Here is a 12,461-nt window from a genome sequence, read left to right as displayed (position 1 = left end):
TTATGAAATTAGTAAGCAACCTTACCTTGCGCGGCGGGCTCCGTTATGTCCACCGCCTTCGGCGGCTCGGGCTTGTAGACCCAGGCCACTAGCACCACGGAGATGATCATCAGCAGGAACCACGCCACCAGCTTCTCCAGTCCCACCGGCTGCCAGCCGTCCAGCTGGCTGGGGTAGAGCCAGGCACCGGACCAGGTGGCAATGTTCTCGGCGATCCAGATGAACAGCGCCACCAGCAGGAACGCAATCACGAGCGGCATCCGGTGGTGCTTCCGGAACACCCGGAAGTGCATGACGCACCGGCCAAAAACGACGGCGACGGCGGCCAGCAGCACCCAGCGCGCATCCCAGATGTAGTGGTGGGTGAAAAAGTTTACGTAGATGGCAGCGGCAACGACCGCCGTGATCCAGCGCCGCGGATAGCCGGCGAATTTGAGGTCAAACAGTCGGTAGACCCGCACCATGTACGAACCCACGGCAGCGTACATAAACCCGCTGAAGAGCGGGACCGCCCCGATCCGCAGCACGCCCTCGGCCTCATAGGACCAGGAGCCGACATCGGTCTTGAACAGCTCCATCACCGTGCCCACCAGGTGGAAGAGGATGATGACCCGCAACTCCCTGAGGGTCTCCAGGTTGAACACCACCATGAGGACCTGGATGGCGACGGCGGCCAGGGTCAGGAAGTCGTTCCTGGCCAGGCCGGCGTGGTCCGGGTACCAGAGCCTGGCGGCCATAAGCACCGCGAGGAGGGCGGCGCCGAAGATGCAGGCCCAGCCCTGCTTGAGGCCGAAGACAACGAACTCGGTGAGCTTGGGGCGGATGCGGCTGGCCGGGGCGCTTTCAAGGAAACGGCGCGCGCGCTCATCGAGGCGCTGCTCCAGCGGGGCGGAACTACGCACTCACTGCCCGGCGCGGGGACGTTTCCAGGTCGTTGAGGCAGTAGTTCTTGAACCAGTGCCGGATGCCCTGCGGCAGCTTGGGGTAGGTCACGGCGAGGACTTTCATGGTGCGGTGGAAGCGGCGCTCATGGCGGCCGCTCCACGGCAGGCCGAAGTCCTGGCGCAGCTGGTCCGGAAGGAGACCGGCCGTGAGGAACCTGGCGAACGGCATGATCGCCCGGTACCACAGTGCTGCACGCTTCGGGTATAGGAGGCCGCGGCCCACACGCACAGCGGCGTCGCTGGCCCGAAGGTTTGCCATGCGTTCTTCGTAGTAGCGGTTGAACTCTTCGCGGCCCTTGGGCCATTTGTCCGGCGGAAGCTGCAGGGCCGTCCCGAGCCTGGCGTAGTCCTGGTACATGGCATCGGCGGATTCGTCGTCGAGCGGGCCGTAGATCTTTTCGATGATGGTGAGGGCAGTGTCGTACAGCGTTGCCGTCACCCACAGCTGCAGCTCCGGGTCGTAGGCGTTGTACCCGGGGGATGTGTCATCGGCATCCCGGCGGACAGGTATGTGGGCGCGGTTCACCCTGCGGCGGACCTCCTTGACCTGCTCCTCGGTCCCGTAGGTGACGGCGTACACGTAAGTGAGGGTGCCTTTAAGCCGATTGATCGGGCGGTCCGTGAAGGTGCTGTTCTCGGCGACGCCGCGGCCCACCGCCGGATCGGCAAGCTGAAGCAGGATGGCCCGTCCAGCCCCCGCCAGCAGGATGCCCTCCGCGTTCAATTCGGCAAGTTCTCGCGCCATCTCAACAGGGTACCGGAGGGCACCGGGTGGCGGCATGGGAGCTGCCATAGGAAGAGTTTCCTCGCCCCGGCCCCATCAGCTGGCCGAGTCAGGCAACGTACTCCGTGCGGCCGCCAACAACGGTGCGCAGTACGCGGGCATTCAGCAGTGATTCCTCGCCGTCCTTGAAAGGATCGGCGTCGAGCACGGTGAAGTCCGCAGCGAGGCCAGCCGCCAGGCGGCCACGGCGGCCCTCCTCCATCACCGACGCCGCGGCGTCGCGGGTTGCGTGCGCTATGGCGTCAGCCAGGGGACGGGCGAAATGCGGATTGTTTGGCGGAAAGGACGGGTCCAGGGCCGACTGCCTAGTCGCAGCGACGAACATGTTCTGCAGGGCCTCGTACGGCGCGGTGGGGGCGTCGGTGGAAAAGGCCAACAGGGCGCCGGCCGCCACGTATTCCGGCCAGGCGAAGCTGCGGTCCGGCCGGTCGTCGCCCAGCATCGCCACCCAGTTGCCGTAGATGGCGGGGTCGGCGTGGACGGGCTGCATGGACGCGGTGACGCCGAGCCGGGCCATCCGGGCGGGAGTCTCCGGTGAGGCGTATTCGAGGTGCTCGATGCGGTGGCGGCGGCGGCGCGGGCCATTCATTTCTGCGGCGCGTTCCAGGGCATCCAGGGCAATATCACTGGCGTGGTCCCCGATGGCGTGGAGGGCAACCTGCAGCCCGGCGGCATCGGCGGCTGCCACCACCGGATCCAACTGCTCAGGGGACCAGATGGGCCCGGCCTGTGAACCGTCCGCGTAGGGCCGGTTCATGGCAGCAGTGCAGGCGTCGATCACACCGTCCAGTGCCAGCTTGATGCCGGCCACGCGGAGCCACTCGGTGTTGACGTCCCTGGCCAGCAGTACGGCCCGTTCCACTTGCGCCAGGTTTTCGGCCTCGTCGCCGGTGTTGTGGATGAACCAGTGCGCCACGACGCGGATCGGCAGCCGGCCGCCGCGCCGCGCTGCCGCACGGAGGAACGCTGCCAGGTCGAGTTCCCCCAGGGCCATGTCTACTGCTCCGGTCACCCCGGCGGCCAGGTAGGCCGCAAGGGAACGTTCGATGGCGGCATCCCGGTCAGCGTCCGAGGTCACCTGCCCCAGGAACGGCCACACAAACTGCTGTGCTGCGGTCTCGTACAGCATCCCGTCCGGTTCGCCCTGGCTGTCCCGCCCGATGCGTCCTCCGAGCGGATCAGGGGTGTCCCGGGTAATGCCCAGTTCCTTCAGCGCGGCCCGGTTCACCCAGCAGGAGTGGTAGTCGTTGGCGTCAAGGTAGACGGGGACGTCGGATACTGCTTCGTCGATCATGGCCGAGGTTGGTGCTCCAGGCAGCGAGTCGAACAGCCAGCCCCTGCCCAGGATCCGCCTGGCCCCGGAGTCGGCGGCCCGTGCGGTGCGCAGGCGTTCCTGTATCTCAGGCAGGGTCCTGGCATCTGTGAGGCCCACCTTTCCCAGTGCCTCGCCGAGCATCATCACGTGCGTGTGCGCGTCGATGAACCCCGGCAGCACCAGCCTCCCGCCCAGGTCCACCACCTCCGCGGCGTCACCGGCAGCCGCCGTGGCGGAGGCATCGCTGCCTACATGGGTGAGCTTGCCGGCGTCGGTAACGAACGCTTCAGCCCAGGGGGCAGACTGGTCGGCGGTGAAGACGCGGGCGTTGCGGTAGAGCACAGTCATGGGGTTTCAGACTCCTGCAGTTCGGATGGTGGCGATGTCGGATGAGGTTGGTGTGGTTGAGGCGTGTTCCGCCTCGACCCTTGACGAGAGCCGGGCGATGAGCACGGCGGGAACCAGGAGCACCAGGCTGAAGCCGGCGAGCACCCAACCGAGGGCGGGGAAGCCGAACGCCTCTCCGATCCACGCCCCGAACATAGGCGCGAAGCTGGATCCCACCAGGTAGACGCCCAGCACAGGGCCGGACCAGCGGCCACTGGCATCAAGGGCGGCCGCCGTGGCGATGAAGAACATAAAGGCGACGGCGTACACCGTGTTCCAGGCGATCATGGTGACGAGGAAAATGGTGGGGTCGTCGGTGAGGCAGGCGGTCAGTTTCAAGGCGCTGCCGAGTACCAGCAGGATGCCCAGCGGGAGCGCCCGGCCCAGCCGGGTTCCCAGGAAGATCAGCGCGATGGCGGCCAGCAGCCCTCCTGCGGTGGACGCGCTCAGCACCAGGCCCAACTGTTCCTCCGTCATGCCGGCCTGGGCAACACCGATGGCTCCGGACATCGCCCAGAGTGAGTCTTCGCCCACGGCCCAGAGCGCGAAAACTGCCAGCAAAGCGAAACCTGCCACGGTGATGGTCCTTGTGGCGATCGTCCCCGTGGCGACGGTTCCCCCGGTGGCGGCTGCCGCCGTCGTACTCGGCGCCGATGACGCGCCCGGCGTCCCGCCGTGTCCCTCTGGCGCTCCAGCCATCGGCAGCCACCCGGCGGTGAACAGCAGCACGAGCGCAAGCCCGGCCACGAAGCCGAAGGCGCTTCCCATCCCGATGCCCACCGCCGGGATAACTGCCAGCACAACCGTGACGATGGCACGGTTAGCCAATCCGCTGATACCGGACGTCCGGTTTGGGTTCCGGAGGGCGGCCAGTGCTGCCCCGCCGGATGCCACGGCACCACCGGCCCCAACACCACCGGCGATGATGCCGATTATGGACGCGGAGGGAGCCAGGTCCAGGGCGGCGAGGCCGAACCCTGCCGCCGTCACGGCCAGCCCCAGCCGTGCCACGAGGTAACGCCCGCGGCCTTCCGTGAAGCGGGTGACCAGGAGGCAGGCGAGAGCCGTGGCCAGGAGGCAGGCGGTCATGAGTGTTCCGGCTTCCGTCGCGCCCACGCCGAGGGAGTCCTGAATGGCGAGGATCATAAACGGGACAAGGTTGGCGCTCATAAAGCCGACAACGCCGATCCCGAACGTGGAGACAGCGCGTTGGGTGGTCAGCGGAAGCCGCTGCGGTTCTGGCTGGGTCATTGGATGTGTCCTTTGAACAGGAATATGCGCGGTACAGGGCCGGCGGCGCTCCGTTGCGTCCTCCGCGCCTGCTGCCGTCACCGGCAGCCTCCGCTAAAACGAATGGCGTTCGTTTTATTATGCATGTGACGTGGATCAAAGGGAAGAGTCCATAGACTGGCATTTGACGAAGGGAGCCCCATGCCACGGCCCAGAACCCCGATCCTGTCGGTGGACCGCATCGCCGATGCCGCCATCGAACTGGTGGATGAAGGGGCCGGCTTCGGCGTCAATGCCCTCGCCCGCCGTCTTGGCGTCACGGCATCGTCCCTGTACAACCACATCTCCGGGCGTGACGAGATCATCGAGCTGATGCGCGCGCGGCTGGCCACACAATCCATCCCCGAGGTTCCGGAGGATGCCGGCTGGCATGAGGTGGTCTCGCTGATTGTCCGCGGCCAGCGGGAGATGTACGCGGCCCACCCGTTCGTGGTGCCGCTCATCGTGGGTAAGACCATTACCGATCCCGGAGTGATCACCGCCTACGAGCGGATGGCCTCGGCACTCATCGCCGGCGGGTTCCCTGACGACGAGGTGCTGACGATCATCTCAGTCATCGACTCGTTTTCCCTGGGTGCCGGCCTGGACCTTGCAGCCCCCGACGACGTCTGGGAACCGACCGAGTCCGCCGCCACCTTGTCGCGGCTGCTCAAGGCCTCCGGCCGCGGCCGGGAACGCAGCGACCGGGCTTTCGAGACCGGCCTCCAGCTCCTCCTCGACTCGCTTCGGATGCGTCTGGCCACTGGCTGACGGTGCGCCCGGCCGGCCGCCTGTGAAGAAATGGGCATCCAGGCTAACCTATGCCCTACTGGGAGCGATTACAGTTGAGTTGCCACGGAGGGCCGCAACTGAGTTGTATGAACGCCTCTAGTGCAGGGATATCCCCGTGTGCTACTACTGGGAGCGCACACGGTCCATACGCGCGCATTGGTAGCCACGGACCGGCTCCAACTTCATACCGTCAGGGAGGACGACATGGAAAAGCACGACTCAAAGATCCAGCATCCCAGGAACCGGAAACGGCGATCAGCAGTGGTGGTGGCCTCGCTCCTTGCCGCTGTCGCACTGCCGGCAGGAATTGCCCCCGCCGTTGCTGAGAGCCCGCACGCCAAGGCGGAGGGCGGCGTGGTCAATGGAAACTTTTCCCAAGGACTGGCCGGATGGAAGGCCACCGGCGACCCGGCCTCAACCACCACGGCGGCAGAGGCCGGCAATTCGCAACTGGTCCAGCGGCTCGGCTCGGACGGCACGGTGAACCTGCGCCAGAAAACCGGGAACCTGGCCGAGGGCTGGTGGACGGTTTCGGCGCGGGTCAAGGCAGAGGGGACACTTGGGGCTTCCCGGATCGGGCTCAGGAACTGCGGTGTCGACGGCGAGACCGTCCTTCCGTCCACGGCACAGGACGGCGCGTGGCTGCGGATCTCCGCCGACGCCTACGTCACAAAGAGTGCATGCGAGATCGTCATCGAAACCCGCGGCAGGGCCGGTGACTGGGCAGTGGTTGACGATGTCACGCTCACCCCCGGATCTGTGCAGCGTGCGGTCCGGGGCGCCGACCTTTCCAACCTCGCAAAGAACGAGGACATGGGTGCGGTTTACTTCGACGCAAACGGCCGGCCGGTGGACGCTGTGGAGGCCTTCGCCGATGCCGGGGCCAACCTCGTGCGGCTCAAGGTGTGGGTCAATCCCGCTGACGGCTACAACACCACAGATGAAGTAGTCGCAACCGCCAAGCGCGCCAAGGCAGCCGGCATGAAGGTCCTGGTGGATTTCCACTACAGCGACCGGTGGACCGATCCCGGTGCCCAGGGGATGCCGGCGGCCTGGGTGGGCCTGAGCCCACAGGCTGTGGCCGACGCCGTCTACGCCCACACCTTCGAGGTGCTGACTGCGTTGAAGAACGCCGGCGCCACGGCGGACTCGGTGCAGGTGGGCAATGAAATCAACCCGGGTATGCTCTGGCCCCTCGGACAAACCTGGGACGTCAACCCGACGGATGACGTCAAGGGGGCCCAGTGGGACAACCTGGCACTGTTCCTCTCGGCCGGTGCCCGGGCCACCAAGGACGTCAATGCCCAGACGGACGTCATCCTGCATTTGACCAACATCAACAACGGAATCGGCGGCCTGACCTGGTGGTACGACGAGGTCACCAAACGGGGCGTCCAGTTCGACACGATCGGCCTGTCATACTACGGCTTCTGGCACGGTTCCATGGCTGACCTGCAGAACGCCGTCACCACCCTGTCCGCCCGCTACGACCGGAACGTGATCGTGGTGGAAAACTCCTACCCGTTCACGCTCGCGGACAACCCGGTTGATCCATGGGAGAACGTCATAGCCCGGGAAAACCAGCTCATCCCCGGCTACCCGGCCACGCCGGAGGGACAGGCAGCCAACTTCCGTGCGGTCCAGGACGTGCTGGCCTCTGCACCCGGCGGACGCGGCCTCGGCGTTGTCTCCTGGGAGCCTGCCTGGACGGCGGTTCCCGGCAACGGCTGGGATCCCGCAGACGCCACCACGGGCAACGCGTGGGAAAACCAGGCGATGTTCAGCTTCGACGGCCGGGCCCTTCCGGCGCTGCAGGAATTTGCGCCGGATCCCGACGTCAAGCGCTGACCCCTTTGCGCAAAAAGGCCGCGGCTGCCCGTTGGGGCAGCCGCGGCTTTTTGGCTGGTGCGTTAGGCCTAATGTGCCTCGAGGTCCTCGAGCGACTTGCCCTTTGTGTCGGAGGACAGGAAAGTAGCCGCCGCTGCCACAAGGCAAATCCCGAAGGTGATGAGGCCAATGACCACCGGCACGTTTCCTGAGCCGGGAGGAGCCACCGCCGTGAAGATGCTCGGGAAGAACGACGCGATCATAAGGCCGACGTTCTGCGACACCGCGAAGCCGGTCACGCGGATCCGCATGGGGAACTGCTCCTGGAAGAACGTGGCAAAGGTTGCGTTCCACATCTGGAAGAAGATGCCCTGCACGATCACCACGCAGACAAAGACCAGGAACAGGCTCTTCTGGTCGATGGCCCACAAGTAGGCCCCGGACATGAGGCCGCCGCCGATTCCGCCGGCCACCATCAGCACCCGCCGGCCGATCCGGTCGGACAGGGCGCCGAACACCGGGATGGTCGCTACTGCGGCGAGGTTGGCCACGAGGGTTACCCACAGGAACTCGCTGCTGGAGAAGCCGATGCCGTAGCCCTCCTGGGTGGCATAGGAGACGCCGAAGATCAGGGTCGCCATGCCCACCACGTTGGTGAAGGTCATGATGACGCACAGGATCATGACGCGCGGGTGCGTGCGCAGGAGGTCAACGATCGGGAACCGTCGCTTGGCTGTACCGGTTTCGGACTGCGCCAGGTAGGCCGGGGGCTCCTGGACCCGCCGGCGGATGATGTAGCCGGCAAGGATCACGAAGGCGCTGAGCAGGAAGGGAATGCGCCAACCCCAGCTCTGGAACTGGTCGGCGGGGAGAAGGGCCGCCAACGGCAGCAGGACGCCGGTGGCCAGGATGGATCCCACCTGGGTGCCCTGAAGGCTGAAGCTTGCGAAGAAGCCGCGCCGGGCGTCAGGTGAGTGCTCCACGATCATGGCGCTGGCGCCGCCGAGTTCGCCTGCCACCGCAAAACCCTGGATCAGGCGGAGGGCCACCAGAAGGATGGGGGCGAGGATACCCACCTGCCCGTACGTGGGCAGGAGCCCGACGGCGAACGTCGCGAAGCCCATCAGCAGCATCGCCAGGACAAGCACGTTCTTGCGCCCGTGCCTGTCGCCGTAGGCGCCCAGGACAACAGCGCCGACAGGCCGGGAGACATATCCCACCGCGTATGTCGCCAACGAGGCGATGATCGCGACGGTGGGGTTTTCGGAAGGGAAGAAGATGGCCGGGAAGACGAGTGTCGCGGCCAGGCCGTACAGCGCGAAGTCGTAGTACTCCAGCGCTCCACCGATCCAGCCGCTCATCGCGGCCCGCTTCGGGTCCCTGCCTTCGATGCCGGTTTTGTGGCCGGGCTGGGCACTCCCGGTGGTCGTTATGGTCATTCGCTGATTTCCTTCTCGTCGTTGGCAAGGAACCGGAAGTGTCCTATTCCGGATTGTCTTAGTGATCACGGGGACGCCGGCGGAGCTGACTGGCTACGCTGAGGGGCCAGTAGGTCGCTGCTTTCTTTGAATCGTTTCATAAAAGTATAAACAGTGCCGTCGGTCACGTCAAAGCCACGTGGAAGGTGTGGACTGCCAGGTGGCCGCCCCTTGTGGTCCCTAGGATGGCCTCAGATGAAAGGACGCCACATGACCGTTTCGCTCGAAAGCCCTTTGCTGGACGTCAATGCCGAGCTCGCTGCCCTTTCGGCCGCCGACGCTTTCTCCGGCGTCGTACGCGTGGAGCGGGCAGGCGAGGTGCTGATGGAGGCTGCCCATGGCACAGCGAGCCGGCGCTGGAACGTCCCGGTAACCCCCGCAACCCGCTTCGACGTTGCGTCGGTGACGAAACTCTTCACCGCCGTCGCCATCCTGCAGCAGGTGGATGCCGGCACCCTCGACCTCGGTGAATCCATCCATTCCTACGTGGACCTGGCCGGAACCACCATCTCCCCCGCGGTGACGCTGCGGCACCTGCTGAGCCACACCTCCGGCGTAGCAGACGACGCCGATGAGGAAGCGGGTGAGTCCTACGAGGCGCTCTGGCTGGACCGCCCCTCCTACTCCGTTACCAAAACAGCAGACTTCCTGCCGCAATTCGTGCACAAACCTGCCGTCTTTCAACCCGGGGACGGCTGCAGGTACTGCAATGTGGGCTACATCCTGTGCGGCCTTGCCCTGGAGCACGCCACCGGTGAAACCTACCGCGACACAGTGCGCCGGGACGTGTTTGCCAGGGCAGGGATGGGGACCGCCGGGTTTTTCGACATGCGTGAAGCCGAGCCCGACGTCGCAGAAGGCTGGGAGCCCGTCCGGGAAGAACCTGGCGGGCCCGTCAAGGGGTGGCGGCAGAACATCTACTCCTACCCGCCCATCGGCTCTCCCGACGGCGGCGCCCACGCCACAGCGGCGGATCTCACCCGGTTCCTGGCTGCCGTGCGCGAGGGCGAACTGCTCAGCCCGGCCTCAACCCAGGCCTTCCTCACGCCGCACGCGCTGCACAGCTCCAAGGCGGACCCGGCGCCGGGCGCACGGGCCGAGCTGCACTATGGCCTCGGCCCCGCCATCGAGCTCACCGCGGATGGAGCAGTGCGCTCCATTTACAAGGAGGGCATCAACGTGGGCGCCAGCGCCATGGTCCGCTACTACCCTGCCCAGGATGTCACCCTCGCTGTTGTAGCCAACAGCGAGGGCGGCGCCTGGGGACCGCTGCGGAAGCTGGACGCGATCATCACCGCAGCCTGAGCCGTCTAGTGGATCAGCTCCCGTGTCAGCCCGAAAGGCACCTGGTCGCTTAGGGAGACGCTGAAGTGGCCGGGGTTGAGGCGGGTGACCAGGATCCCGTGGGTCCGGCTGCGGGTTGCGATCACCTGCAGGTCCCTGACGGCGGAATTCAGCCGGTCCTCGACCTCGTCAGCGCTGCTAACCCTGATTTCCCTGTACTCAACAGTTGCGGCGGTCATGTCCTACCCCTATTCCTTGCTGGAGTGGATAACGCAGACGGTCCCGGCGGGGACCACGGCGGTACCGGTGACGGTTTCGCCGCTGAGGAGGTCGCGCCCGGTGGCCGGGTACTCGGCGTCGGTGTCTGCATGGTTGATCAGGAAGGTGAAGGTGTCCGTCCCGGCACTGCGGGAGGCGACTTCCAGCCCGGCCGGCGGCCGCGGTGCCGCCTCAATGCCGGAGCTTCCGACGGCGTCAAGCACCACAGCGGCGAGGTCGCCGCCGTCGAGCTTGGTGGAGACGTACCACGCAGTTCCGCTGCCGAAGTGGTTGCGGGTCACCGCGGGACGGGAAGCTGCCGGCCCGTCCACGTAGTGGCTGAGGACTGTTGCGGTACCGGGATGGATCTCCTCTGCCCAGACGCTGCCCGCGGCACCGGTGGTCAGGGTGACTGTCTCGTCCTCGCGCAGCGGCAGGAACTCGTGGATCTCCAGGCCCAGCACGTCCCGGAGAGCACCGGGTGACGCGCCAATCGGAACGGTGTCATTGGCGTCCACAATGCCGGAGAAGTAGGAGACCAGCAGGTTGCCGCCGCCCTGGACGTAGTCCTTGAGGTTGGCAGCAGCCTTGTCCCCCACCAGGTAGAGGGCCGGGGCGAGCACCAGGTCGTACCCGGAGAGGTCCGCTTCCGGGTGCGCAAAGTCAGTACTGATGCCGGCCTGCCAGAGTGCGGTGTAGTACGCCTCGATACGTTCGCGGTGGTTGAGGTCGCTGCTGGGCCGCCATTCCAGGTCCTGCGCCCAGAAGGACTCCACGTCCCAGAGGATGGCCACCCGGGACTTCACTGTGGACCCCTTGGCGGCGGAGAGCTTCTTCAAGTCATCGCCCAGGTCCAGCACTTCGCGCCAGATCCGGGTGCCGGTGCCGGCATGCGGAAGCATGGCGGAGTGGAACTTCTCGGCACCGAACCGGGACGCCCGGAACTGGAAGAACATCACGGCGTCGGCGCCGCGGGCCAGGTGGGAGAGGCTGTTGCGTGCCAGCTCGCCGGGGCGTTTGGCGATGTTCCGTCCCTGCCAGTTCACCGCACCGGTGGAGTGTTCCATCAGCATCCAGGGCTGGTTTCCGGCCAGGGAGCGAGTGAGGTCGGCGTCCATGGCGAGCAGGATGTGGTTGTCCGTCCGTTGGGCCACGAGGTAGTGGTCGTTGGCGACGATGTCCACCTCCTTGCTCCACTTCCAGTAGTCGGCCGCGAGGCAGTTGGTGGCCATGAAGTTGGTGGTGACGGGAATGTCCGGGGTGTACCGGCGGATGACGTCCCGCTCGTTGATGTAGCACTCCAGCAGCGCGTCCGAGGTGAAGCGGCGGAAGTCCAGGCGCTGGGCCTGGTTGCTGACGCTGGCCGAGAGCCGGGGCGCGTCGATCTCGTCCCATTCGCCGTACTTTTGGCCCCAGAAAAGGGTGCCCCAGGCATTGTTCAGCTCCTCCAGGGTGCCGTAGCGTGCCCGGAGCCAGTCCCGGAACGCCGTCACGGAGTAGTCATCGTAGGAGTCGCTGATCGGCGCGCCGTACTCGTTGTGCACATGCCAGAGGACCAGCGCGGGGTGTGAGGCGTAGCGCCGGGCCAGCTGCTCGGTGATGTTGGCGGCGGCGCGGCGGTACTCGGGCGAGCTGGGGCTGGCCATTCCCCGTGAGCCGTTGCCCAGCGTGATGCCCTCGCGTGTGACCGGACGGGCCTGCGGGTACTTTTTCCAGAACCACGCCGGCGGCGCTGCCGTGGGCGTGCCCAGGTCCACACTGATGCCGGCGTGGTGCAGGAGATCCATCAGGTGGTCCAGCCATTCGAAGTCGTACTCGCCTTCGCGCGGCTCCAGGAGCACCCAGGAGAAGATGCCGATGCTGACCAGGTTGATTCCGGCTTCCTTCATCAGCGCGATATCCTCCGCCCACACCTCGCGCGGCCACTGCTCCGGGTTGTAGTCCCCGCCGTAGCAAAGGCCGGCAGGCCGCTGGACCCAGGGCGCAGGTGAGCGCTCTGGCGCTGCAGCGGTCTGCGGCACCGTGCGGTGAAGGACGTCTGTCATGGGGGATTCTCCTTAGGACTGTGTGCGGTCCCAGTTCTATCACAGCGCAAACCGGGAAAACCATCCCCAATCCGCTAT

General features: G+C 66.1%; 10 protein-coding genes. 3 read left to right on the top strand and 7 right to left on the bottom strand.

The window, feature by feature from the left end; genetic code table 11:
* Nucleotides 1–8 precede the first annotated feature (8 nt).
* The 4 genes from G6R19_RS14475 to G6R19_RS14460 all read right to left on the bottom strand — a co-directional run bounded on the left by G6R19_RS14475 (nucleotide 9) and on the right by G6R19_RS14460 (nucleotide 4,681).
* Complete coding sequence (locus G6R19_RS14475; RefSeq protein ID WP_163166126.1) at nucleotides 9–902, bottom strand: DUF817 domain-containing protein; 894 nt, start codon at nucleotides 900–902, stop codon at nucleotides 9–11.
* Complete coding sequence (locus tag G6R19_RS14470) at nucleotides 895–1,689, bottom strand: oxygenase MpaB family protein (protein ID WP_163166124.1); 795 nt, start codon at nucleotides 1,687–1,689, stop codon at nucleotides 895–897. Before G6R19_RS14470 ends, G6R19_RS14475 begins: the two co-directional genes overlap by 8 nt.
* 88 nt (nucleotides 1,690–1,777) lie before the next feature.
* Complete coding sequence (locus G6R19_RS14465) at nucleotides 1,778–3,391, bottom strand: amidohydrolase (RefSeq protein WP_163166122.1); 1,614 nt, start codon at nucleotides 3,389–3,391, stop codon at nucleotides 1,778–1,780.
* Between the two features lie 6 nt (nucleotides 3,392–3,397).
* On the bottom strand, nucleotides 3,398–4,681 hold the full coding sequence (locus G6R19_RS14460; RefSeq protein ID WP_163166120.1) for an MFS transporter: 1,284 nt from the start codon (nucleotides 4,679–4,681) through the stop codon (nucleotides 3,398–3,400).
* Between the two features lie 180 nt (nucleotides 4,682–4,861).
* On the opposite strand from G6R19_RS14460, the gene G6R19_RS14455 reads away from it, so the two are divergent.
* The gene (locus G6R19_RS14455) at nucleotides 4,862–5,470 is read left to right on the top strand and encodes a TetR/AcrR family transcriptional regulator C-terminal domain-containing protein (protein ID WP_163166118.1); all 609 of its coding nucleotides are present in this window, start codon (nucleotides 4,862–4,864) and stop codon (nucleotides 5,468–5,470) included.
* 225 nt (nucleotides 5,471–5,695) lie between these two features.
* Complete coding sequence (locus G6R19_RS14450; RefSeq protein ID WP_163166116.1) at nucleotides 5,696–7,339, top strand: glycosyl hydrolase 53 family protein; 1,644 nt, start codon at nucleotides 5,696–5,698, stop codon at nucleotides 7,337–7,339.
* A 68-nt stretch (nucleotides 7,340–7,407) separates the two neighbouring features.
* Here G6R19_RS14450 and G6R19_RS14445 read toward each other — a convergent pair whose 3' ends face one another.
* On the bottom strand, nucleotides 7,408–8,757 hold the full coding sequence (locus tag G6R19_RS14445) for an MFS transporter (protein WP_163166114.1): 1,350 nt from the start codon (nucleotides 8,755–8,757) through the stop codon (nucleotides 7,408–7,410).
* 249 nt (nucleotides 8,758–9,006) lie between these two features.
* Here G6R19_RS14445 and G6R19_RS14440 point away from each other — a divergent pair, with 249 nt between their 5' ends.
* Entirely contained in the window at nucleotides 9,007–10,101 is a 1,095-nt protein-coding gene (locus tag G6R19_RS14440; RefSeq protein ID WP_163166112.1) for a serine hydrolase domain-containing protein, read from the top strand.
* Nucleotides 10,102–10,106: 5 nt separating this feature from the next.
* Here the strand turns inward: G6R19_RS14440 and G6R19_RS14435 are convergent, their stop codons facing one another.
* Both G6R19_RS14435 and G6R19_RS14430 read right to left on the bottom strand, forming a co-directional pair.
* Nucleotides 10,107–10,319: a hypothetical protein gene (locus G6R19_RS14435; protein WP_163166110.1), complete on the bottom strand. Its 213-nt coding sequence runs from the start codon at nucleotides 10,317–10,319 to the stop codon at nucleotides 10,107–10,109.
* 9 nt (nucleotides 10,320–10,328) lie between these two features.
* Nucleotides 10,329–12,383, bottom strand: coding sequence for a beta-galactosidase (locus G6R19_RS14430; protein ID WP_163166108.1), 2,055 nt, complete (start codon nucleotides 12,381–12,383; stop codon nucleotides 10,329–10,331).
* Between the last annotated feature and the right edge of the window lie 78 nt (nucleotides 12,384–12,461).

The organism is Arthrobacter sp. Alg241-R88 (assembly GCF_900537115.1).
GTDB lineage: Bacteria > Actinomycetota > Actinomycetes > Actinomycetales > Micrococcaceae > Arthrobacter.
The sequence above is the reverse complement of the archived record's forward strand: the minus strand, read 5'-3'. Positions and strand labels throughout refer to the sequence as shown.

Bases quoted from the DNA above. Each gene is read 5' to 3' on its own strand.
- G6R19_RS14445 (WP_163166114.1), bottom strand. From the start codon at position 8,757: ATGACCATAACGACCACCGGGAGTGCCCAGCCCGGCCACAAAACCGGC.
- G6R19_RS14430 (WP_163166108.1), bottom strand. From the start codon at position 12,383: ATGACAGACGTCCTTCACCGCACGGTGCCGCAGACCGCTGCAGCGCCA.
- G6R19_RS14460 (WP_163166120.1), bottom strand. From the start codon at position 4,681: ATGACCCAGCCAGAACCGCAGCGGCTTCCGCTGACCACCCAACGCGCT.
- G6R19_RS14470 (WP_163166124.1), bottom strand. From the start codon at position 1,689: ATGGCGCGAGAACTTGCCGAATTGAACGCGGAGGGCATCCTGCTGGCG.
- G6R19_RS14440 (WP_163166112.1), top strand. From the start codon at position 9,007: ATGACCGTTTCGCTCGAAAGCCCTTTGCTGGACGTCAATGCCGAGCTC.
- G6R19_RS14455 (WP_163166118.1), top strand. From the start codon at position 4,862: ATGCCACGGCCCAGAACCCCGATCCTGTCGGTGGACCGCATCGCCGAT.
- G6R19_RS14435 (WP_163166110.1), bottom strand. From the start codon at position 10,319: ATGACCGCCGCAACTGTTGAGTACAGGGAAATCAGGGTTAGCAGCGCT.
- G6R19_RS14465 (WP_163166122.1), bottom strand. From the start codon at position 3,391: ATGACTGTGCTCTACCGCAACGCCCGCGTCTTCACCGCCGACCAGTCT.
- G6R19_RS14450 (WP_163166116.1), top strand. From the start codon at position 5,696: ATGGAAAAGCACGACTCAAAGATCCAGCATCCCAGGAACCGGAAACGG.